The organism is Sphingobacterium multivorum (assembly GCF_900457465.1).
Taxonomy (GTDB): domain Bacteria; phylum Bacteroidota; class Bacteroidia; order Sphingobacteriales; family Sphingobacteriaceae; genus Sphingobacterium; species Sphingobacterium multivorum.
Window position 1 is genome coordinate 199452 of the sequence record NZ_UAUU01000005.1, and the last position, 23533, is coordinate 222984.

General features: G+C 42.2%; 16 protein-coding genes and 1 pseudogene. 5 read left to right on the forward strand and 12 right to left on the reverse strand.

Features of this window, described 5'->3' with window-relative positions; genetic code table 11:
* Positions 1-724: 724 nt before the first annotated feature.
* The gene (locus DTA23_RS07370) at positions 725-1168 is read right to left on the reverse strand and encodes a winged helix-turn-helix transcriptional regulator (protein ID WP_239468724.1); all 444 of its coding nucleotides are present in this window, start codon (positions 1166-1168) and stop codon (positions 725-727) included.
* A gap of 49 nt (positions 1169-1217) precedes the next feature.
* Between DTA23_RS07370 and DTA23_RS07375 the strand changes: the two genes are divergently transcribed.
* Positions 1218-1913 (forward strand): nitroreductase family protein, encoded by a 696-nt coding sequence (locus tag DTA23_RS07375; protein ID WP_070567362.1) that lies wholly within the window; start codon positions 1218-1220, stop codon positions 1911-1913.
* 213 nt (positions 1914-2126) lie between these two features.
* Here the strand turns inward: DTA23_RS07375 and DTA23_RS07380 are convergent, their stop codons facing one another.
* Both DTA23_RS07380 and DTA23_RS07385 read right to left on the reverse strand, forming a co-directional pair.
* Positions 2127-2570, reverse strand: a complete 444-nt coding sequence (locus tag DTA23_RS07380; protein WP_070567364.1) for a nuclear transport factor 2 family protein — start codon at positions 2568-2570, stop codon at positions 2127-2129.
* Positions 2571-2702: 132 nt separating this feature from the next.
* Positions 2703-3740, reverse strand: a complete 1038-nt coding sequence (locus DTA23_RS07385) for an NADP-dependent oxidoreductase (protein ID WP_201303494.1) — start codon at positions 3738-3740, stop codon at positions 2703-2705.
* Between the two features lie 126 nt (positions 3741-3866).
* On the opposite strand from DTA23_RS07385, the gene DTA23_RS07390 reads away from it, so the two are divergent.
* From DTA23_RS07390 to DTA23_RS07400, 3 genes are all read left to right on the forward strand, one after another.
* Positions 3867-4208 carry a winged helix-turn-helix transcriptional regulator gene (locus DTA23_RS07390; protein ID WP_070567366.1) on the forward strand — a complete coding sequence of 114 codons (342 nt, stop codon included), beginning with the start codon at positions 3867-3869 and terminating at the stop codon, positions 4206-4208.
* A gap of 370 nt (positions 4209-4578) precedes the next feature.
* On the forward strand, positions 4579-5019 hold the full coding sequence (locus tag DTA23_RS07395) for an Hsp20/alpha crystallin family protein (RefSeq protein WP_070567368.1): 441 nt from the start codon (positions 4579-4581) through the stop codon (positions 5017-5019).
* Between the two features lie 72 nt (positions 5020-5091).
* The gene (locus tag DTA23_RS07400) at positions 5092-5403 is read left to right on the forward strand and encodes a hypothetical protein (RefSeq protein ID WP_218565309.1); all 312 of its coding nucleotides are present in this window, start codon (positions 5092-5094) and stop codon (positions 5401-5403) included.
* Between the two features lie 705 nt (positions 5404-6108).
* On the opposite strand, the gene DTA23_RS07405 is transcribed toward DTA23_RS07400, so the two are convergent.
* The 5 genes and pseudogenes from DTA23_RS07405 to DTA23_RS07425 form a co-directional block, all read right to left on the reverse strand.
* Positions 6109-6639 carry a FecR domain-containing protein gene (locus DTA23_RS07405; RefSeq protein WP_070567372.1) on the reverse strand — a complete coding sequence of 177 codons (531 nt, stop codon included), beginning with the start codon at positions 6637-6639 and terminating at the stop codon, positions 6109-6111.
* Between the two features lie 66 nt (positions 6640-6705).
* Positions 6706-6978, reverse strand: a complete 273-nt coding sequence (locus tag DTA23_RS07410) for a sigma factor-like helix-turn-helix DNA-binding protein (protein WP_139145030.1) — start codon at positions 6976-6978, stop codon at positions 6706-6708.
* 33 nt (positions 6979-7011) lie between these two features.
* Positions 7012-7164, reverse strand: a pseudogene (locus DTA23_RS30240) (RNA polymerase sigma factor); the annotation flags it as partial.
* A gap of 635 nt (positions 7165-7799) precedes the next feature.
* The gene (locus DTA23_RS07420; RefSeq protein ID WP_239468725.1) at positions 7800-9380 is read right to left on the reverse strand and encodes a RagB/SusD family nutrient uptake outer membrane protein; all 1581 of its coding nucleotides are present in this window, start codon (positions 9378-9380) and stop codon (positions 7800-7802) included.
* A 171-nt stretch (positions 9381-9551) separates the two neighbouring features.
* Positions 9552-12536 carry a SusC/RagA family TonB-linked outer membrane protein gene (locus DTA23_RS07425; RefSeq protein ID WP_112374267.1) on the reverse strand — a complete coding sequence of 995 codons (2985 nt, stop codon included), beginning with the start codon at positions 12534-12536 and terminating at the stop codon, positions 9552-9554.
* Between the two features lie 433 nt (positions 12537-12969).
* On the opposite strand from DTA23_RS07425, the gene DTA23_RS07435 reads away from it, so the two are divergent.
* Entirely contained in the window at positions 12970-16926 is a 3957-nt protein-coding gene (locus DTA23_RS07435; protein WP_239468726.1) for a hybrid sensor histidine kinase/response regulator transcription factor, read from the forward strand.
* 220 nt (positions 16927-17146) lie between these two features.
* Here the strand turns inward: DTA23_RS07435 and DTA23_RS07440 are convergent, their stop codons facing one another.
* From DTA23_RS07440 to DTA23_RS07455, 4 genes are all read right to left on the reverse strand, one after another.
* Positions 17147-18472 (reverse strand): MFS transporter, encoded by a 1326-nt coding sequence (locus DTA23_RS07440; protein WP_112374269.1) that lies wholly within the window; start codon positions 18470-18472, stop codon positions 17147-17149.
* A 100-nt stretch (positions 18473-18572) separates the two neighbouring features.
* A complete protein-coding gene (locus tag DTA23_RS07445; RefSeq protein WP_112374325.1) occupies positions 18573-20882 on the reverse strand; it encodes a family 65 glycosyl hydrolase domain-containing protein in 2310 nt (769 codons plus the stop codon).
* A 107-nt stretch (positions 20883-20989) separates the two neighbouring features.
* Complete coding sequence (pgmB, locus tag DTA23_RS07450) at positions 20990-21637, reverse strand: beta-phosphoglucomutase (protein WP_112374270.1); 648 nt, start codon at positions 21635-21637, stop codon at positions 20990-20992.
* Between the two features lie 33 nt (positions 21638-21670).
* On the reverse strand, positions 21671-23533 hold the full coding sequence (locus DTA23_RS07455; RefSeq protein WP_112374271.1) for a glycoside hydrolase family 13 protein: 1863 nt from the start codon (positions 23531-23533) through the stop codon (positions 21671-21673).

The following is a 23533-nucleotide window of genomic DNA, read 5'->3' on the forward strand; positions in this document are numbered from 1 at the left end:
CCTTTTTTTACCATAAAGCCGAAGGTTTCAATCTAACTCAGTAGTCAATTTGGCCCTGAACAGGGTGGTCAACCACCATACGCTCCTTTCTTCAATTCCGGTGTTGTAACCGCTTGTTTTTGGCGCAAGACAAAGCCGGTGCCCTGCGTCAGGAATCAGAAAAAACGAAAAACATGAGATGCGTTAACGGCTTATTGCTGCCGAATTTTCATTTGAACTGTCAATTTTTCGAGGGGAAAGAAGTGGTACATGGTTTGCCTGCGGCTTTCTTTTCCAACTCTACCCGGCATTCCGCCTGGTTTGATCACTGCCGGCGTCCTAACGATATTGTTTGCGGCGCAGGTATTCTTCAACCCTGTATTGGGTGCCGTGACCATTGACCTGGACGGCAACGGCCTTTATATTCACCGGTATTTTTAATGGTCTTCTGGCCTTCAGGTTGAAGGATGCCAACGATTTTTTTAAACGTCATTCATTATCAAACTGATTGTTGCTTCAGGGCGTTACAACTTAGCCTCCTTAAATTTGAGCCGAATAGAAGTAGTTCGCCGGAATAGCCGGTGTGATCAGAGGTCGCATCAAGTCGGCCTTTGATCACACCAGCCGCTCCGGCAAAGCCCGATATCTATGTCCACTCCATTCTCATTTTTAAAATGTGTACGAGAAAGCTTTCTATACGACTGGGTTATTAATAAATGAGTTTCCTTTTCATCTGTAAATTCAATTACCGGTCTTGCTTGTGCGAGTCAATGATGCGTTTCCTGTGTTGCAATCCCCATTCCGCAATACTGTCAGTCAGGCTCTTCAGCGTCATTCCATAAGGCGTTACATCGTAGGTTACAGACAGCGGTTGTGTTTGAGATACCTCCCTTTTAACCAGACCGTTTGTTTCAAGATCTTTTAATTCCCGGCTAAGTACCTTCCCTGCAATGCCATTGATATCTCTTAGAAGTTCCGAATACCGCATCGGCTTATAGCCAAGGCGTGAGAGTATCGATATTTTCCATTTGCCGCTTAAGATATCCATCGTGTCATCTATTGCCCGTATCTTTTTAGCACACTCACTGTCTATAAACCGTGATTTAGTTTCAATTTCCTTTTCCATAAATTTATATGGATACTTTTTTGTCACATAGGTTACCTCAATGTCACAGTTACTTTTTGTCACAAAGTTACAATATAACAGCGATCGCGCTACCTTTACTCAAAAATAAAATATGAGTTTACTTAATGATTTACAATGGCGCTATGCCACCAAAAAGATGAACGGAACCAGGGTTCCGGAGGAAAAAATTAATTATATCCTTGAAGCCGCCCGGATGGCGCCATCCTCTTCAGGTCTTCAGCAATACAAAATAATCGTCATTTCTGACAAAGCATTACTGGAGAAGATCAAAGGTGTCGCTTATAACCAAAGCCAAATCACCGATTGCTCCCACTTACTGGTGTTTGCCGCATGGGATCATTATGACGATGAACGTATTTCGAAAGTATTCAACTATATCATGGACGAACGCGGGCTGCCGCACAGTACGATGAATGCCTATAAAGAGACAATTATGGACCTTTATGAAAAATCAGGAACGGAATGGCAGGCGCATCATGCGGCAAAACAGAGTTACATCTCATTTGCAATCGCGATTGCGGCAGCAGCAGAACAAAAGGTTGATGCCACGCCTATGGAAGGCTTTATACCAGAAAGACTGGACGAGCTTTTAAAGTTAAAGGGTACCGGTTACAAAAGTACGGTGATCCTACCATTGGGTTACCGGGATGGAGAAAACGACTGGTTAGTCAATATGAAAAAGGTACGCACCCCTAAAGAGGAATTCATTACGGAGATGACCATTACAGACGCAGTGGACACAGTTGAGCCAATGGCAGAAAATCTTGAGGCATTCGTGCAGAAGTAATTGCCAACTGTTTTTGATATTAGAGAGGCTGCCGAACAAGCAGCCTCTTAACACCTCACAGGACATCATCGTAGTGAGTCAAAATCATCAGTACCCTATCTCAGTCTATCTATAAAGCTATTTTCAGTTTTCATTCTCTTACTGTAAACTTCCATAAATTATGGTGGATTAAGCCGGCTTTGCTTCTTAACGCTAATTAGATGTTTTGCTTGATCATTGATAAACCTCAGATTTATCCTGCCAGTTAAAAGTTCCTGTTCGCTCAGCAATAAGCCAGCGGTTACCATCACGTACATAATCATCCTGGTAAACCGCCCCAATGGTGGTTTTAATTCTTTTGCTGTTCTCTGTGCCAATCAAAGTAATGGTACAGTAACATGTTCCTGAGGCCTTATCGCCATCTATGCTTATAATGTGCTGTCCGTTAAAATGGTAAACAGTTTCGTAATCCTTAAGGAAATTACCAAACGCTGCTGCCATTTCCTTCCGGCACCGCAGTTTTAAGATAGAAGTTCCGCCGGCAAAAGTTTCTGACAACGCATCTTCCGAAAATAGCTGGACCTGCGCGTTAAAATCCTTTCTGTCGCCCAAAATTGAAACCCTGTCTACGAGCTCCTTTATCAATAGCCTGTCTTTTAATTGTTCAAGATCCTTCATGGTCGTTATAAAATAAATAAGTTTTTTAGGGTCTTATACCGATTAGAATTAGAAAAGGCTATCTGTAATGGATAGCCTTTTAATGGGACTCGCTGTAGTGCTTTGACCCCAACCTAGCGAGCCTTTATCTTTCTAGGCCACGGTGAGCACAATCTTACCCTGGATACTTCCCTGAGCAGCTCTTTCGTGGGCTTTTCGGGCATCGGCAAGCGGGAAAACACTATCAATGACGACGCGTATCGTACCGTTGTCAAGTAATTTGGCTACTTCTGCCAATTGCGCACCATTCGAACGGACCTGGGTGGTGGACATCGTCACACCAAGCTGCTCAGCCTCTGCTCCACCGGACGCGCCGAGCCCGAAAATGGGAAAGAGTGCGCCGCCCCGCCTGAGCGTACGTAAAAAACGACTAGTCGTTGGGCCGCCAACCGAGTCGATGACCAGATCAACGCCACGCACCTCATCCTCGGGTACGGTCTTGATATAATCAATGAATTCGTCAGCGCCAAGATCACGCAAAAGTACTTCATGCTTACCAGATGCCACCACGATCACGTAGGCCCCTTTCCATTTGGCGAGTTGCAGGGCAAAGTGGCCGACACCGCCGGCCGCACCATTGATGAGTACTTTTTTGCCCTCAAGCGGCACCGGTTCATGTTGCTTCGGCTGAAGCGGATTGGGTACATTATGCCCCTGTTCAATCATGAATTGCCAGGCGGTGAGCAGAGACATAGGAGCAGCGGCCGCATGGATATGATCGATAGCGGCCGGCTTAAGCGCTACCTGCGATGCGGGCGCGGTGATGTATTCGGCATAGGCACCACTTTCTACAGAGAGACCCTCCGGAAAACGAACCATCGAGTAAACTTCGTCCCCGACGGCGAAGTCCCTAACATCATCAGCCACCGCCTCTACCACACCCGATACATCTGTTCCCAGAATAAGCGGGAAGTTCCCCTTTGGCCTCCACTCAGGAGGAAGCGATTTAAACCCGTCACGCAGGTACCAGTCGGGCGGATTGAGACCAACCGCGTGAACCCGAATGAGCACTTCGCCCTGCTTAAGCATAGGTATCGGAGCGTCCTCATAAAGGAGAACTTCAGGACCACCAAACTCGTGCTGACGGATCGCCTTCATTAAGCCTGATTTGTTTTGTGATTTTAATTCCATTTTTCTGCTGTTTGATGTGGACAATATTAAATTTTTCCAATACTTTTGTCAAGTATGTACTTATCTGTATCTTACCTACCAAAAAGTATGTATTATTGATTATCAAAATGTTGTAAATAAATTAACATGAAAAAAAATGCAGAAATTCCTGAGTGTATACAAAAATGTGGAGTTGAATATGCTTTTAAACGCATCGGCGGGAAATATAAAGGTCGCATTCTCTGGCATCTGGGCATGCGACCGGTATTGCGGTATGGAGAGTTGAGCAGAACCCTCCCTGATATCACTACCAAGATGCTTACGCAAACTTTGAGAGAGCTGGAAGAGGACAAGCTCATCATCCGGAAAATGTATCACGAAGTGCCGCCTAAAGTGGAATATTCATTGAGCGAAACCGGCCTGGAGTTGATGCCCTTTATAGAGCATCTTCATAACTGGGGAAAGAAACAACTTGAAAAAGAAGGATAGGATAAGAGGCCGCAGGGTACAATTTTCCTAACAGCATGCTGCCGTAGTTTCTAAAAACCCGAGGCGCTGCTTGAGCCATAACCGTAAAAGCCTGTCTCGTATTTTGTTTTTGTTGATGATCGTTAGTTGCGTTATTTAACTATGTAAAGTTGTCAGACAGGATGAAAAAAATTCAGTTTCAAATGGCCTAAAGCTGTTATTTTGCTATTGAAAAAGCCATGCGAAACAGTTAAAATATAGCATAATTGCTGTTTTTTAAACATTTTTTGTACAACCATTTCGGATTGGCATGCTGCTTGACTAATCGTTCACAGAACTTCGGTTCTTAAGTTTAATTGATTCATTAATTGTTTAAGAAAGGAAATAAGTTATGTCATTGGTTAAATTTAATTCAGATCGAAAACAAAATGCGTTAATGCCAGGCTTTAACGACATCTTTGAATCTTTTTTTAATGATTCTTTCTTATCGGACCGTATGGTGACCCGTGTACCTGCGGCTAACATCAGCGAAACCCCTGATGAATACCATATCGAACTTGCCGCTCCTGGCCTGAAGAAGGATGATTTCAAAATCAATATCGATCATCAGGTGCTGAACATTTCTGTAGAACAACGCAGCGAGAACACCGAGAACAGTAAGAAATACAATAAGCGCGAATACAGCTATAGTTCTTTCGTGCGTTCTTTCACCTTGCCTGACAGTGCGGACGACAGCCGCATCGAAGCAAGCTATACCGACGGCGTTCTGAAGATCAATGTGCCTAAGAAAGAAGAGGCCAAATCGGTGACCCGTCAGATCGAGATCAAATAAGGTTGAATTCTCCGGAGTTTACGGGCTGTCCGAAAGGGCAGCTCGTTTTATATCCCGCTTTATCAAAGGAGTTTGATCGGCATGGCAGGCAGCTATCATATCAGTCTCGAACTGAACACGCTTTTCGGAATGGAAACGATAGGTTCTCTGGAACTTGGCACAGAAAAGGATTTCGCTGCTCAGGTATTTGAGGAGCTGCATGGAGATGACCAGGTCACCGGGCAGGGATCATTTACCTTGATATTAACAGCATGTGAAGACGGCGTAAAACTGCCATTAACCATGAAGCGCTGCAACTCGGATGAACTCGCCTGGAACGTGAAACTCATCGCCCGCGAGCTCTTTAAGAAATATAACCTGGAAGCAGATGATCCGGACAACTAATATTGTATTGAAATCGATGTAAAAAAGTGACGATAAATATTTTTCAGGAGGTACAACAATGTTATTGAACAAACGTCCCCCTTTTAAGTATCTGTTCAACAAGGTCAGGTCTGAACTGATCTACATTACTATAACCACGATCCTCGTGTACGGGCTTACCAGGGCATACGAACATTTGATCCCGGAGATCCCGCTTACCATCATTAACAGGAGTCTTCGCATACCGCAATTTATAGAAATTAGTAGCCAGATTTAAAGTATATCAGAAATGATACCTAAGTAATTAGTTCATCTTAAAGTGCTAACGAATTTCCTTCCGATAGAATATAAACACTCCTGACCATTGCAACGCTTAAACAACCAGAGTTGGAAGCAGGGAATTGTCAAGGGCAACGGTGATAGCCGTTGTTTATACACCCTTGACGGTTTTCCTGCGTAGCTACGTTTGTAATGGCGGTGCAGTGCCCTTCTTTCTATAATACGTAGGGAAGGCAGGCGTATATGAGGTACAAATATTTGCCTGCGTGCGGCGGCGAGGCGGGCTGCGCAATGAAACCCGGCGCAAAGTGTGTGGTGCAATGCAGCAACCTGCCTCAGCTGCTGGCCTTGCCTCCTAAAGCTCAGTTTTCTTTCTCCTGAACATGCCGCTGCCAGTACTGCTCCAATATGCGTTTGTCCCTGCCATTCGCATGTTCAACTGCCGCATTATAATCCACGATGAATTCTGTTCCCAGCGCAGTTGGTCATCAACGTACCGCTTTCGACGATGAAAGGTTTTGAAGGATCTTTCGCTACTTTAAAACTGACCCTTCCACTGAATAATTTAACCCGTCTAAAATCAAGATCCGGTTTTATGCCCAGCTGAATCAGTGCCCCGGGTTCCAAGGTTAAAATCGAATGGTCCGCTGCAACAATTTCTTTAGGCTGAGCAGAAGGGTTGTAGTAAATTTCATGAATGAAACTCGCTGTTTGTAAAGGTTCATCAGTTGATGTGCTCAAAAGATTGGTTAAGATGAACAGGAAACCAAACAGTATGAATACAGTAATGATTCTCAACAGGCTATCACCACCACGTTTTGACTTATTTTCCTGATTGATATAGGAAACCCAGTCATCTTCTGAAATGAAATCATCCAATAAGGTCGGATCATCATTCAGCCATTTGAAGACAAGTTTCGCTTCCTCAGCAGAACATTCATTCGCCAGGAATTTATTTAATAAGGATTTGCGATTCATAACAGTTTCTATCCTTTTAGCGGGATAGGTATATAACTGTTATACGAATAGTGATGGGCTTGTCCCCTAAGACAACTTAAAAAATTTTTTAATAAATTTCAGACCAATGCTAACGTGGTTTTCTACCGTCTTCGGGGAGATAGACAATTTGACGGCAATTTCTTTATAACTCAATTCCTCAATTTTATGGAGATAAAAGACCTGTTGCCGCATAAAAGGCATTTGTGTAATCAGCTCTTTTACGTATTCTAACTCTCCTTTATAGGCAATTTGTCGTTCAAGATCTTCATATTGGGTCAGTACAAAAGGTTTCTCAAACTCTACATATTTTCTATTCAAAGCACGCCGCCGCAACTCATCAATTAATTTTGTTCATGCAATCTGAAAGAGCTGGGTACTGAATTGGATTTGCTGATTCGCATGATTCTTGCGTTCCCAAACAATTAGAAAAGTCTGCTGGACGACATCTTCGGCCAGATTCGAACATTGGGTCTTCTGATACAGAAAATAGTACAATTTCCTGTACCAATAACGATAAGCTAAAAAAACTCCTTTTCGTTAGTCGGTGCCCGCTGTAGGATTTTATCCATCATAATCTACATTTAGATAGTCTTGTTTCAATGCTGTTATCCTCTTTCCAAAGAATATCGAAATTGGTATCTGACAGAATTTCAATTTGATCCATCAAAATGACCCATGCTTTTTGGCTAGTTATCCACCTCTAAAGTGATTATTTTTTATCAAAAAAACAAGATAATATTTTCGATAAGGCCATCGCCTCAATCTCCATTTTAAGCGCTTTCTTTCATAAAAGCTACTTTGCCGATAGGCAACTTATGGGTCCTGTTTTCTTCTCTTGTATTTTTTAGGCGCAGCAAGTTCGTTTCAACTCGTGACCAAATTAGTCCTTTTAACAGTGCTTGTTCAGTGATTGCTCAGTGATTGCTCAGTGTAAACTGAATAAACAATGACTGATTACTGTCTAAAAATTGATTAAAAATTGTGAAGAGGTATAAGTTGGTATTAAGATAGATTAGTTTTAATCACTATATAGAAAAAAGAAGGTATTTAGATGATAAGAAAAATCACTTGTCATCTAAATACCTTTGCACTAAAAACAAACACCGTGAAACTGCTTGTTTTATGGATATCAATAAAATCTAGTATCCTGGATTTTGTTTTAAATTTGGATTGACAGCAAGCTGTTGACTCGGAATTGGATAAACCAATGTTTTCGGGCTGGAATCCGCAGCTTTTTCCTGCCAGGCTAATAAAAACTTACCAAAGCGGATCAAATCCTGTCTTCTCCAACCTTCCCAATACAACTCACGCGCACGCTCGTCTAATATATTATCAAGCGTCAACGCTGTCAAGTTATTCACACCACGGTTTGTCCGAATAGTGTTAACTAATCCAAGTGCCTCTGTTGCAGTTCCGGTTCCGCCTCTTAATATAGCCTCTGCTTGCATCAACAATACATCGGCATAACGGAAGACTACCCAGTCGTTATTTCGTTGACCAGTGACAGCATAATCAAAGGCATACTTCATTGGACGGATACCCGCTGTTTCCAATGTAGCTCCAGAGGTCCGGATGGTCACTTCACGCGTGAAGACCAAAGGTGCATTCGCTGGATTTCGCGCCATCAATGGTTTGTTTGTACTCCAATTGTATTGCTGTCCTGCAAAAAAACCTACATTTTGACGTTTGAATTCTTTTGTTCTGTTAGAAGTCGTATCAGCCGGATAATTATAGTAAATTCCTCTTCTTTCATCGGCATCCGAAAATTTATCGTAATAATCTGATAATGTACACCAACCGTTCCAGCCCCCAGGTCTCATATTATAATGCGCAATAGTATTCCAGGTACGATCCACATTTCCACCTCTATCGCCATTTTTATTATATAAAGTGAAAATATTTTCGGTAGACTTTTCGTCATTATCGGGCGCGAAATTATCAAAGTACTTGCCCTTTGCAGAAACAGTATAGGATCCCGAAGCCGTAATTTCCTTGGCTAAGGCCACCACTTTATTCATATCTTCGGCAGCAAAAGAAGGAGCTTGTCTGTTTAAAAATGTTCCCTTATTCAAATAAATCTTCATCAGCAATGCTTTTGCCGCATTTTTATTGGCTACATAGGCTGCTTTCGGACCGTTTGCAGGCAAACTCGCTATAATTTCGTTGAGATCCTTCACAATATAATCAATAGCCGCCTGTGGCTGTAACACCTCTGGTGCGATTCTAAAATCTTCAAAAGAGGCTGCTTCCCGGACGGGTACTACGCCATAGAGATCCAACATATCGAACATGACCAACGCACGAATAAACTTCGCTTCAGCACCTTGCTGTGCACTCGGATTATACCGCAACACATTACCCGCATTATAGATGGCTGTACCAAGACTTACAAATGTATTGTTCATATAACCATTATCAGCATTCCAGGTATGTAAATGGATCGCACGATGCATCCCATTATCATCCCAGTCACCTCCCCGTGTAGGAGCCATAGCAGCATCTGTGGATATTTCCTGCATCACCCAGCGCTGTTCCTGCTGATAAGGGGTATTCAATGAATTATAAGCTGTGATCAACAAGCTTCCAGGATCCACATTGGATGTCCCCTCTTCCAATTCTCCTTTAAATTCCTCCTTTAGTTTAGTACAAGAAAATGTACTTGTTACAATGGAGCCAATTATTCCGATATATAATAAAGTTCTTAATTTCATCTTTTTCATCCGTCTAAATTTGATTATTTATTCATCCATTTTGACTGTAAGGCATTCATACTGCCTTTAGTGTTTCATTCGTAATGAGGCGATCAGATTTATTCATTCACTAATATGAATATGTTTAAATCAATCTTAATACTCTCCTCTTTTTATTATCTAATGATCTACAGTATACGCTTAAAGTGAGAAGTTAACCCCTAATAGGATATTTCTTGCCGGTGGATATGGTAAATATTCGATACCCAACGAAGGAATACCATTTGTTGCACCATCTGTATTCACCTCAGGATCAAACCCTGTATACTTCGTGATGATGAAAAGATTCTGTCCAGTAAGGGATACATTTAAATTCTTCAGTGTTCTGCCTACATTTCCAACACGATAGCTTAAAGTAAGATTAGCCATTTTTAGATAATCACCTTTTTCAAGGAATCGCGTCGAAGGCGCAGCCGAATTGGAAGTAGACTCTTTTACAGCTGTATTAAAGAATGCTGAACCGATATTCCGTGATGACAAATTGCTCAATCCCAAAGTTGTCGCTGCCGTATTATTGAATAGATAATGTCCAAAAGCGCCATTCATATTGGCAGCCAAAGAAAACTGTTTATAATTTACATTGGTGGAGATACCCAATAATGTGGTTGGATTTGGACTGTTCATATAAAACTTATTAATTGCAGGATCGTTGGCCGTACTGATACTACCATCCTGTCCACGGTACATGCTCATTCCGGTTTGCGGGTCGATACCTTGGTAATCGGCCAAATACCATACATTCAATGGCTGGCCATTGACCATTCGTTGTCCCAATACACCAGAAAAACCTTGTCCGCGGAGTGCTCCTGTCTCATAATAACCAACAAGGCCACTTACACTATTCTTAAGAAATGTTGCATTACCTGTCAAATCCCAAGTCCAATTGTCATTTTTAATAATTGTACCTGTCAACGCGACCTCTACCCCTTTATTGACAATCTCACCGTCCAAATTTACCCAAATACGTCCCGCAGGAGCTGGCTGTGCAAGCGTTTGCTCAAATAGCGCATCTGTGGTCTTTTTATTAAAATAATCAATGGATCCATATAGACGGTTGCCCCAGATTCCGAAATCTATACCCGCATTGATCGTCGTCGAAGTTTCCCATTTCAAGTCAGGATTTCCATAGTTAGCCTGGCTTACACTCTGATTACCGAAGACCAATCTATTCAATGAGGCACCAGAAGGGAATTCTTGGTTACCTGTTTTTCCCCAACCCAATCGCACTTTCAATTGGTCAAAGATACCGGAAGACTTTAAAAACTCTTCCTGATTAACATTCCAGGCTACGGCCAACGAAGGGAACATGGCGTATTTGTTGTTTGAACCAAATTTCGTTGAACCATCCCTTCGCACTGTTGCAGTGAATAAATAACGGTCTAAGTAATTGAAGCCGCCCCGTAAAAAAAGCGATTGCAATTGGTTTGTTGGACTTCTATACGACGATATTTCACGCGTGGAAACAGGCGTATATTGTAGATAGTCAAAATAATCTAACCCCAGGTAGCGAAATCCACCGCCAAAGGAAATGTTATTATTATAATTATAATCCAAATACTCGTAGCCTGCTACTGCATTGACACTCCAATCTGAATTGATTTGTTTATTGTAGGAGAGCATATGCGTCATTTGCAAGTTGGTTTCCCCGTTATTGGAGATAAAAGCCTGCTCATTGTTCACAGCAGAAGGATCAATAAGCCCGGCGCGGTACATACCCTCGCGGTTTCCTGTTTGTCGCATCGCACTATAAATAAAGCGATACTCTAAATCATCTGTAATTTTATAATATGGCGCCAAATTGACCACCATTGTATTGGTTGTCGCCAAGTCCTTAAAGGCTTCAATGCTTGTCAATGGATTTCGTGTGGTTGAACTCACAAAGGTCAAATTACCTTGCTCATCGCGTAATGGTCGCGTTGGATTCCATTGCAGTGCTTGGGAAATCACATTTCCTTCAGAACCTACCATCGCATTGATCGGTGCGTATTTATTATCCATTTGCGTCAAAAAGACTGCAAAATCCAATCCCAATCGTTTGTTTTCCAAAAAACGGAAATTCCCGTTAAAATTGGCTGTATATTTCTTCAGTTGTGAGCCACGAATAATACCATTTTGGTTTAAATACCCACCCGAAAGACGGTATTTACCATGTTCGGTTCCGCCCGCCACGTCAGCATAGTAATTTTGCGTGATGGCTTTTCTTGTGATTGCTTTAAAAGCATCCTCATTACCACCAAAATCAGCATTTGCCACTTCAGATGGTGTATAATATTTCAACGCCTCTCTGAATCGCGCTGCATCCAATACATCAGGATATTCCCGCATGGTAGAAACACCTACAGAGGCTCCCACAGAAACCTCGGGCTGTCCTACTTTACCTCTTTTCGTGGAAATAATGACTACACCATTTGCCCCACGTGATCCATAAATTGCCGTAGCCGAAGCATCTTTAAGGATGTCCATACTAGCAATGTCACCCGGATTTAAGTAAGTTAAAGGATTTCCTCTGTCGGAAGAAAAACCTCCTCTTCCTTCGGGCAGAGGGGAGTTGCCCGACATCGGCACACCATCGAGCACAAATAACGGGTTGTTACTGGCGCGGATCGATGAATTCCCACGAATACGTACTGTGGTTGATCCCCCAGGTTGCCCCGTATTGTTAATCACCATCACCCCTGGTGTCTTTCCTTGTATGAGTTGGTCGGGACTGGTCATGATCCCCTTATTGAAGTTTTTTGCTCCAATAGTGACCATAGACCCCGTTAGATCTTTTTTACGGGCCGTACCATAACCGATCACAACGACTTCATCTAAGCCCTGACCGGCACTAGGTTCAAGCGCTACCGTGATATCGCTCCCCACAATAGGTACTTCTTTTAAAGTATATCCGATAAAGGATACTTCCAGCGTTTTAGCTTCACTGGGAATAGTCAATGTAAAGGAACCTTCCGTGTCTGTTGTGGTAGCCGCGGTACCCCCTTTTACTTTGATCGTAGCTCCTGCCAATGGACTTTGAGTCTCATCTACAACCTTCCCCTTCAAGACTTTCGTCTGGGCAACTACAATAAAAGATACAAGCAGAAATGTGAGCGTCATTACGCATTGTGCAAGTAGTTTATTTTTCATACGCTTTTTGATTGGTGGTTTAATTGATTTTTTATCGTGTGCAATAGATACACAGCTGATAATAAGTGATTTTTAATGGTTTATTTTTAGTCCTAAAACTCATTTGAAATGAGTATGGTCTTTCCCGATTATTGCAAATACGTAACGATCAGTATCAAAATCGTTAACGCCCAAATGGAATACCAAATCATCGTGAAGATATTGCCGCACCTGTAAAAACAAAAACCTAACAAACTGAAAAACAAGGATACAGGATATACCTGTCATAATTCTAGGGCGAAACATACGTTTATATTTGGTTATTATTGTTTTATAAAAATGCGCAAATCCTTGTATCTCGTCCAATCAGAGCGTCTCAATTTTATATCAAAGCGTATCAGTAAAACTCTTTTTTATCTTTTAATTGCCTATTTTTAGTTCAACGTAATCAGTTTTGAAAAGAATAACCACCATACTCCTTTTGTATATCTTGCTGGCAGTTATCAACCTGCAGGCACAATCGATCTATTTTAAAAACTATCAGACCCACGATGGCCTTTCCAATAGTACGGTCAAATGTATTACACAAGATATTCAGGGTTTTCTGTGGCTAGGAACGAGGAATGGCCTTAATCGTTTTGACGGTAATCAATTTAAAATATTTCGACACAATGCTTCAGATTCGACAAGTATCGGAAGTTCTTCTATTTTAAGCCTCCTCACAGATAGCAAAGGTGTCCTATGGGTGGGTACCACACGGGGTGCCTATCGTTACGATCCCATAAAAGAAGATTTCAAACCATTCAAGCTCATATCCATCGGTGAAGTAAATGCCATACACGAATACGCAGGCTTTATATGGTTGCTTTCCAATGGAAAACTGTACCGTTACAATTCTTATACAGGAGAAATATCCCCATTTGATCTCAACAAAAATACCCTAGTAGCGATCACCAGCAGTAAGAAAGGTGGGTTGTGGGTAACAGACAATAACAGTACAATACTACGGTATCAGGTTAATACGGGTAAATTTTTCCCTGTTGATCTTAAAAAGATCGATCGACAAACACTAGCGAATACCAAAACCGTATATGCGATCAACGATTCATTGCTAATGGTCGGAACAATCAATTCGGCTTATTTGTTTGATTTCAAAAATGGCACATTAAAAAATCTATTTGCAAGTCATTACCCCAACAAAGTCATTCAGGCAAACTGTATTATTCAACAAACAGAGTCGACATACTGGATTGGAACTGAAACCGGAATATACACCTATGATATTCACACAGGCCAGAGCCAACACATCAAAAAAGACCTGCTCAATCCATTTGCCATTTCTGACAATGCTGTCCTGAATTTCTATCGGGACCGTGAAGACAATATCTGGTTTGGAACATTTTTCGGTGGCTTTAACCAATACAGCAACCAATTCGACAATTTCAAGAAGTATTTGTCCGGATTTGGAAAATCAGCCCTATCAGGTAATATTGTACACGATATCAAAAAAGATCGCTATGGAAATTTCTGGATCGGAACAGAAGATGGCGGATTGAACAAAATAGATGCCCAAACACAACAAATCCAGCATTTCATTGCCAACGGAAAAAAAGGCAGTATTGCGCATAACAATGTCCATGGCTTGGCAACAATCGGCGACGATCTTTGGGTAGGATCCACCACACATGGACTTGACATTCTCGACGTAAAGACTGGAAAATTAAAAAAGCACTATGACCGCATCGGCCAAGGTCCCTTACAAAGTAGCTTCGCCGTATGCATTTATAAGTCCAAAGACAATACGATGTTTGTTGGCACAGACCGCGCTTTATACGCCTACAACAAAAATAAGGACAGTTTTGATCTCCTTCCTATTCAAGCATGGATACAAGGCATTTATGAAGATGAATATGGTATACTCTGGATCAATACCTATGGCAGTGGGATCTTCCAGTATAACCGCAGCTCGGGAGAAATACAGCATTTGCTGTCCGAACAAGGTAAACAAAATACACTCGTCAATAATTACGTCAACGGCCTATTTGAAGACAGCAAAAAGAATTTATGGTTTTGCACCGAAAGCGGCCTTTCGAAATACCGCCGTGATGGACGTTTCACCAACTACCTGACCGAATCCGGTTTACCTTCTAATCAAGTATTCAAGGTCTTGGAAGACGACAACAACAGCATCTGGATATCGACCGGCGGTGGACTGGTCCGGCTGGACGAGGGTGTCCCTCGAAGGGTCATCTATACCTCCAGAGATGGGCTTCCCGCAGATCAGTTTAATTATAATTCGGCTTTTAAAAATAGCGACGGAACTTTATATTTCGGGACTATCAAAGGAATGGTAAGCTTCAACCCCACAAAATCCATTAAGAACAGTTTTATTCCACCCATATTCATCAGCGGCATTCAGATCAACAATGTCAGTGTGCCGGTTAGTGAAAATGGCATACTCAAAGAATCCATCTCCCTATCAAAAGAGATACACTTAACCTACGACAATTCCAATATCAGCTTCCATATAGCAGCCTTGAGCTTTGTTTCCCCAAAGAGCAATCCCTATCGTTATATTATGGAAGGTTATGATAAAGGCTGGACCGATATTACGGGAAATCAAAAAATATATTACAATAAACTTCCACCAGGTACGTTTACGTTTAAGTTCAGGGGTGCAAATAACAACAGCGTCTGGAATCCGACAGAAAAAAAACTGCTCATCATTGTTTCGCCCCCCTGGTGGCAATCAAGCTGGGCGTACTTACTTTATTTTGTGAGCTTTGGTACGATTATACTGCTCGTATTACGGTATTATTTTCTACTTATAAAGGCCAATAATGCTCAAAAGATGGATAGCTATGAACGAAAAAAAGAACAGGAAATTTATAATCTCAAACTGGAGTTCTTTACCAATCTGGCCCACGAAATTCGTACGCCACTCACCCTGATCAAAATGCCCCTTGAGAAAATAATAAACCAACAAAAATTTACCGATAGCGACACAGCCAAGGATCTCGCATTAATTGAAAAGAATACAGCGCGTTTAATTCGCCTGACCAACCAACTACTGGATTTTAGAAAAGCAGAAACCAACAATATGAGCCTTATTTTTACTAAAACGGACATCAACACACTCCTATCCGAAGTATTCCACGACCTAAATTATCTTGCAAAAGATAAACAGTTGCATTATGAGCTTAGCCTGCCACGTATCAGTCTCGCTGCTTATGTGGATGAGGAAGCTCTCCGAAAAATCTTTACTAATCTTATTCACAACGCCATCAAATATGAAGATGAAGAAGTCTATGTTAGGCTCCTCCCTTTTAATAGCGATGATATTATGTTCAATATCGAATTTAAGAATGATGGGGAGCTTATTCCTTATGAAAAAAGAGAAAAAATATTTGAACCATTTTATCGATTGAACGAATCCGATAAAGATACGGGGACAGGTATTGGCCTTCCCCTATCCCGCTCCTTGGTCGAATTGCACCAAGGAACCTTGTCACTTGTCTATCTGGAAGAAAACCGCAATATATTCCTGCTGTCTGTACCGATTTTTCAAGAACAATCACTGGACATCAAATCTTTTCAGGAAGATAATGACGATCATGTATTAAATGATAAACCAGACGAGCAGGAGGAAGAAAAACCGGTGATTCTACTCGTCGAAGACAATAAAGAAATTCTCGCCTACCTCAATAAAGAATTAAAAACCAGCTATATAATCCTACGAGCTGGCAATGGTGCCGAAGCGCTCGAAATATTAGACCAGGAGAATGTACAACTGGTACTGACAGACATCATGATGCCTATTATGGATGGCCTAGCTTTATGCAGACGTATCAAAACAGATATTCTCTATAGTCATATTCCCGTGATCTTTCTGACCGCAAAAAATGCATTGGATTCCAAAATTCAGGGATTAAAAAATGGTGCCGATGCTTATATCGAAAAACCTTTTTCGCTTGAATTCCTCATGGTACAAATACGCAATATTCTCAAGAACCGAAAAATTATCAAGAATTACTTCACTAACACCCTCAGCTCCAACTTAATAGATATCAACGTTTCGGGTCCTGACAAAGATTTCATCAGTCAGCTCAATACGGTTATTTATGAGAATATTTCAGCGATAGACCTTAATGTGGATGAACTGGCCAAACTGATGCATATGAGTCGTCCGACCCTTTACCGTAAAATCAAAGGACTCTCCGACCTAACACCCAATGAATTGATCAATATTTCACGATTAAAAAAAGCGGCAGAACTGCTTACCCAGAAAGAATACAACATTACCCAAGTATCAACGATGGTAGGTTACACCGTGCAATCCAATTTTTCCAGGGACTTCCATAAACATTATGGTATGTCGCCGAGCAACTATATTCTTGAAAACAGTAAATAATGTATACGTGTTCAGCAAATGATGGTGCATTTTTCAGCAATTGATACGCACAAGTTTTAGTAAATCGAACGAAATTATCCCGCTGTGTAAAAGCGAGCCGTGCTAACTAAAGCAAATTAGTATACTTAAGGAGATGATGAAAATCCAATTGCAGGAGCTGGGCCAAGTGAGCAGAAAATCGTAGACGTAAGCTCTATTTACTACGTCTACGATAATGATCTTAGCGTTTACTCTTGGGAACAAAGAATGCAGCCAGCAGCATAAATACACCGGCCAACAACAAGCCATAAATGGATTGGCTATGAAAAAAATATTTGATGATCATTCCTCCAAAAAATCCACATACAATCTGTGGTAAGGTAATGAAGAAATTGAAAAGCCCCATATAAACCCCCATTTTCCCTGCAGGCAGGTGATCGCTCAAAATGGCATAAGGCATCGCTAAAATACTTCCCCAAGCGATACCAATACCGATCATGGGAAGAATCAGCAGATTAGCATCTTTAATCAGAAACAATGAAATCAACGAAAGTCCTCCAATGGAAAGCCCAAGCGCATGCGTTTTTCCACGCCCGAGCTGTTTGGCTATCCGCGGAATAAACAAAGCATATAGAGCCGATACCCCATTGTAAATACCAAAAAGCACGCCCACCCAATTGGCCGCCTCCATATAAAGATCCTGCCGATTTCCTTCCCGCAGGTAAAAAACCGAATCTGCAATCGCAGGAGTTGTATATACCCACATCATAAAAAGGGCAAACCAGGAAAAGAATTGAACCCAACCGAGTTTGCGCATGATCAATGGCATCTTACCAATATCGCTGGCAATAGCGCGCAAACCAAATTTTGGCGCTGTCTCCTGTTCAACCACCAGGGTATCGGAAAATGACCGTAATTCCTGTGGCGTATATTCCTTCGTTTTAAACACCGACCACAACACCGTTAGAAGCAGTACAAAACCACCAAAGTAAAAAGAATATATCACATTGTTTGGCACCTGACCAGCTTCGGAAGTTCCCTGCACATGAAAATATTTTGTCAGTATAAAGGGAAGTAACGATCCCAATACGGCTCCAATACCGATCAGAAAGGTTTGTACGGAGAATCCAAGACTACGTTGGTTACTCGGTAGATTATCGCCAATTAAGGCTCTAAAGGGCTCCATTGTCACATTGATGGAAGCATCCATAAACATTAATAGTCCTGCTCCTATCCAAAGTGGTGCTAGCAATGTGGTAAATACTGCTGCATTCGGCATCAAAAACAGGGTTATGGTGGTCAGCAGTGCACCCACCAAAATATAAGGCCGACGACGCCCCAATTTATTCCAGGTTCGATCGCTATAATGCCCGATAATTGGCTGCACAATCATCCCCGTAATCGGAGCTGCAAGCCAAAACAGCGACAGGTGTTCTACATCAGCACCAAATGTCTGTAGAATACGGGAAGCATTGCCGTTTTGTAAGGCAAACCCCATTTGTATGCCCAAAAACCCAAAACTCATATTGATGACCTGGCTAATGCTTAATTCAGGTTTATTTCCCATAATAGGCTATCAAAATTTAAGACAAAATACAATTTAATTATCACTTAATCCCTATTTTCAGCAGGATAAGATTGGTTCTTACGCTGCTGAAAGCAGGGGCTTACCGAACCTGAAACACCTGCTTTTTGCTTTGTGCAGCCAGAATGAAAGCTTCTGCCTCCGTCTGGATATGGGCCGCAGTGTCACTGTCATTTTCGATCGTAAATCCATCCGACCGTACCGTAATCAACAAGGTCGCACCGCGAAATAAGACACGGAATTTATACCCTTCCCACTCTTTAGGCAACATTGGATTTAAATACAGTTTTCCGTCCTTAATCCGCATTCCTGCAAAGCCCTCTACGATTGTCATCCAGGTACCCGCCATGGAAGTGATATGTAAACCGTCTTCGGTATCGTTATTATAATCATCCAGATCCAAACGAGAGGTCCGCAGATAGAATTCATAGGCTTTTTCTGGTTTATTCAACTTAGCAGCCAATATCGCATGGACGCAAGGAGAAAGCGAGCTTTCATGTACCGTAAACGGCTCATAGAATTCATAATGTCGCCTTAAGGCTTCAAGATCAAACTGGTCTTCGAGAAAGTAAAAGCCCTGCAGCACATCGGCCTGTTTGATGTAACAGGAACGTAGAATCCTATCCCAGCTCCAACGCTGGTTGATCGGTCGTTGAGCCGGATCAAGTTCGGCCACAGGAATTAACTCTTTGTCGAGGAAACCATCCTGTTGCAGAAACACCCCGCGCTGCGCATCAAAAGGATAATACATGTTATCGATAATATGCTGCCATTTTTCCTGTTCCTCCGCTCCTATGGCTAACTTCGTTTTTAATGCGTCAGCAATGTCGGAGTTCAGCTGCGCCAGCTTGTTTAAACAGTCCAGTGTATATTCTAGGCACCAGGAAGCAATCCGATTGGTATACCAGTTGTTGTTCACGTTGTTTTCATACTCGTTTGGTCCCGTCACCCCCAACATGACATATTGCTGGCGCTCAGCGCTCCAATTAACGCGCTGTGCCCAGAATCGGCTTATCGCAATCAAGACTTCCAAGCCGTGTGACCAGATGTAGTCCTGATCACCGGTGTAACGGACATAGTTATAAATCGCGAATGCAATAGCTCCATTGCGATGAATTTCCTCAAACGTAATTTCCCATTCATTATGGCATTCCTCACCATTAATCGTCACCATGGGATAAAGTGCAGCTCCATTGGTAAAGCCAAGTTTAGCGGCGTTTTCGATGGCTTTACCCAATTGCTGATGACGATAAATCAACAAGTTACGCGCAATATTTGGAGATTGTGTTGCGAGGTAAAAAGGAATACAATAAGCTTCAGTATCCCAATAGGTGACACCGCCATATTTTTCTCCGGTAAAACCTTTCGGACCAATATTGAGTCGCTCATCTTCGCCGGTATAGGTCTGGTTGAGCTGAAATATATTATAGCGTATAGCCTGCTGCGCAGCAACATCACCACTGATTTCAATGTCACTTTCTGCCCAGATCGCTTGCCAAGCTGCTGCTTGTTTCTCCTTTAGTTGCTCATAGCTCAGTGCATCTAGCTTATGTAAATTGACCGAAGCAGCCACTTCTAGCTCTGCCGACACATGGTTCTGTGATGTAACAATGGAAACTCGCTTTTCAACGCGACAAATTTGAGATTCGCTTAGCACGGTCTTATAAATTTCTGCTATACAGCCTCGACTTGTCACCGTATCTTGCACTTCGACAACGGCTGTAGGTCCTGTCACGGTAGTTGTAAGCAGGGCGTACACCTCAAAGCCAGTTTTCTTGGTACGCGCCGCCACAAAGGTATTTTCACCATCTCTTCCCTGCGCTGTGCTTTCCCAAAATTGCTCGTCGTAGTTACTGTCTCGATTGACAACTTCAGCATTTAAATGCGAGCGGACCTCCAAAGCAATCGGACCGGAAAGTGCCTGTATGTTGTACTGTAATGAAGCTGTTTCCGAAGCAAACAGATGATACATCCGGCTTGCTTCAACCTTCAACTGTGCCCCATCGGGCATTTCCACAATAAAACTGCGGTATAAAACCCCATTTTGCATATCCAGGCGACGTTCAAAAGATTTGACCGCAACTTTGTTTAGGTCGAGAACCTGCCCATTCACTAGAATATGTAGGCCTATCCAATCGATGGAATTGATGACCTTGGCAAAATATTCGGGATACCCATTTTTCCACCAGCCCACGCGTGTTTTGTCAGGATAATAAATACCCGCTAGGTACGATCCCTGTAACGACTTCCCGCTGAATTCTTCTTCAAAATTAGCCCTCTGCCCCATCCGACCATTACCAATAGCGAAGATACTTTCCGAAAATTCATTATGTTCGGGACGAAAGGTGTCTTCGATAATTTGCCAAGGGTTATGTTTGATATATGTTTTCATCTTTATATTTTTTTCAATGCGCGACGGATACTCTGCCTCAATCATTCTGGTCTTCTTTGCCAATATGATCTACGCCTTGCTTCCATCACTTGAATTGCTCCTAAAATTTAAAATTTATCGACTAAGGCTCCTAAATCGGCTACCACTAAATCTGCTCCGTTAAGATGTTCAGCCCGCCCAATCCCTATCACCTGCATGCCGGCTGCCCTTGCCGCATCTATTCCGGCTTGGGCATCTTCCAGCACGAGACAGCATGCCGGTTCAATTCCCAAAGCCTCAGCTCCCTTCAGGAAAACTGCTGGATTAGGTTTAGACAGTTGAACCACATTTCCATCAATCAATGCGTCGAAATAGCTGATAATCCCCGTTTTTTCAAGGATACCCATCGCGTTCTTGCTGGCTGACCCCAATGCAATCTTAATCCCCTTTTTCCGGAGTTTTTCTAATAGATCTAAACTACCTGAAAGCAAGTGGTCAGGGCTGAGTTGTTCAATCAGCTCCAAGTACCATTTGTTTTTAAGTGACAGCAAATCCGCTTTTTCAGCATCGGATATTTTCGCCCCCGCCCATTTTAAAATAAGCTCGAGGGATTCAATGCGACTGACCCCTTTCAACTGTTCATTGTCAACAAGAGAAAACGAATAACCCAAGCCTTCTGCCAATCTATGCCAGGCTTGAAAATGGTAGACCGCCGTATCCACCAACACACCGTCCAAATCAAATATTACGGCTTTTACAGTTTTATAATTAATCATCGAAAAATGAATTCTATAGAATTTTAAATTGTGTTAAAACTTAAGCTCAAACACTTTAGTCTCGTAAGCGTCCAACTTCAAGCTATGGTCAACTGGATTGGTCTCTTGCTTTTGAATAATATCGAAATAGGACTTCACCTGGTTATTTCGTTCCTTAAAGCGATCGAGTTTAAGTTCCTTCGCGACATCATTGCAATTCATCACGACCATAACAGTTTGCTTTTCGTTGTAACGGAAATAAACATATACGCCATCTTCGGGCACATATTGCATCGTTTTACCGGTTTGCAGAACGGTATGTTGTTTTCGGTAATTGGCTAAGGTCTGCACATAACTCCACATATCCTGCTCGGCTTTCGTTCTTCCGTCAGCTGTAAATTTATTCGATTTGTCACCTATAAAACCACCCTGAAAGTCTTCCCTTAGCAAGCCGTCGGGATTAGAGAAATTCTTCATCAGAATTTCAGCTCCATAGTACAACTGTGGGATACCCCTTGTTGTCATAAGCCAAGCCATTGCCGATTTATATTTCTGCACGTTTTCGCCTACAACGGAGAAAAAACGATCCTTATCGTGGTTATCCAAAAAAAGCACATTTTGCTCTGGATGTGGATATAGAAAATCTGAGGCCAGGGTCGAATATAATTTATTGGCTCCGGCAGTCCATTCTGTCTTTTGGTTGAGCGCATCACCTATGGCATAATTAAGCTGAAAATCGGTTACGCCCATCAGCTTGGAATCCACGTCCTGACCAACTCGTTTTCCGCCCAGAAAATAAGCCTGATTGGCAACCCCGTGTACCCATGTCTCCCCAAAAAAGGTAAACTTTGGATACTCCTGCAAAATGCGATCGGTCCATTTAGCCATAAAATCCAGATCATTGTACGGATAGGTATCTATTCGGAATCCGTCTATTGCTGCGGTCTCTATCCACCAGATATGGCTTTGGGTCAGGTAATTTTGAACGTATGGATTCTGTTCGTTCATATCGGGCATGGTGGGAACAAACCAACCTTTGACCATTTTCTTTTTGTCATCTGCCGAGGCATAAGGATCAAAAACAGCCTGATCTTTGTAGGATGTCTGCGTATAGGAAGGCCATTCATTGAGCCAGTCTGCCATCGGTTTGTCTTTCACCGTCCAATGATAACTTCCAATATGATTGGGCACCACATCAAAAATCAATTTCATCTGACGCCGGTGGAGCTGTTCGCCTAATTGCACATAAGTGTCATTGCTGCCAAAGCGAGGGTCTATATGATATGTTTCGGTATTGGCATAACCGTGGTACGAGGCCTGTGGCATGTCATTGGTCAACACGGGAGTCAGCCACAAGGATGTAACACCAAGATCTTGCAGGTAATCCAGTTTCCCGATAATACCTTCCAAATCGCCACCATGACGCAAGTACATTGAATCCCGGTTCAAGCTCATATCCAACATACCTTTCACTTGATCATTTGCCTTATTTCCATTGGCAAAACGATCAGGCATAATCAGATAGATCAAATCGGCACTGTTTACTCCTTGCGCTTTTACTTTTTGATCTCTTTGCTTCAACTCATAACGATAAGTCAGTTTTTTCTTTCCTTGACGAAAGGTAAAAGTTGACCATCCCGGTTGGGCCGAAGCAGCCACCTTGACATCCAAAAACAGGTAATTGGGATTTTCCACCCGATTGATTTTTACCAATTCTATTCCTTTATCCTCCACTTGCACCTCACTTTTCCCGATCTGGGGTCCATAGACAACAAGCTGCAGGGTTGGATTTTCAATTCCTACCCACCAGTTTAAAGGTTCTACACGTTGAATGGATTGCCCCAATAAGGGGCTCCATCCAAGTACTGTTAGCGCCACGATTACTGTGGTAATATTTTTATTTATTTTAAACATCAT

Bases quoted from the DNA above. Each gene is read 5' to 3' on its own strand.
- DTA23_RS07455 (WP_112374271.1), bottom strand. From the start codon at position 23,533: ATGATGTTTAAAATAAATAAAAATATTACCACAGTAATCGTGGCGCTA.
- DTA23_RS07425 (WP_112374267.1), bottom strand. From the start codon at position 12,536: ATGAAAAATAAACTACTTGCACAATGCGTAATGACGCTCACATTTCTG.
- DTA23_RS07440 (WP_112374269.1), bottom strand. From the start codon at position 18,472: ATGGGAAATAAACCTGAATTAAGCATTAGCCAGGTCATCAATATGAGT.
- DTA23_RS07445 (WP_112374325.1), bottom strand. From the start codon at position 20,882: ATGAAAACATATATCAAACATAACCCTTGGCAAATTATCGAAGACACC.
- DTA23_RS07385 (WP_201303494.1), bottom strand. From the start codon at position 3,740: ATGGAATTAAAATCACAAAACAAATCAGGCTTAATGAAGGCGATCCGT.
- DTA23_RS07380 (WP_070567364.1), bottom strand. From the start codon at position 2,570: ATGAAGGATCTTGAACAATTAAAAGACAGGCTATTGATAAAGGAGCTC.
- DTA23_RS07405 (WP_070567372.1), bottom strand. From the start codon at position 6,639: ATGAATCGCAAATCCTTATTAAATAAATTCCTGGCGAATGAATGTTCT.
- pgmB (WP_112374270.1), bottom strand. From the start codon at position 21,637: ATGATTAATTATAAAACTGTAAAAGCCGTAATATTTGATTTGGACGGT.
- DTA23_RS07420 (WP_239468725.1), bottom strand. From the start codon at position 9,380: ATGAAAAAGATGAAATTAAGAACTTTATTATATATCGGAATAATTGGC.
- DTA23_RS07395 (WP_070567368.1), top strand. From the start codon at position 4,579: ATGTCATTGGTTAAATTTAATTCAGATCGAAAACAAAATGCGTTAATG.
- DTA23_RS07390 (WP_070567366.1), top strand. From the start codon at position 3,867: ATGAAAAAAAATGCAGAAATTCCTGAGTGTATACAAAAATGTGGAGTT.
- DTA23_RS07375 (WP_070567362.1), top strand. From the start codon at position 1,218: ATGAGTTTACTTAATGATTTACAATGGCGCTATGCCACCAAAAAGATG.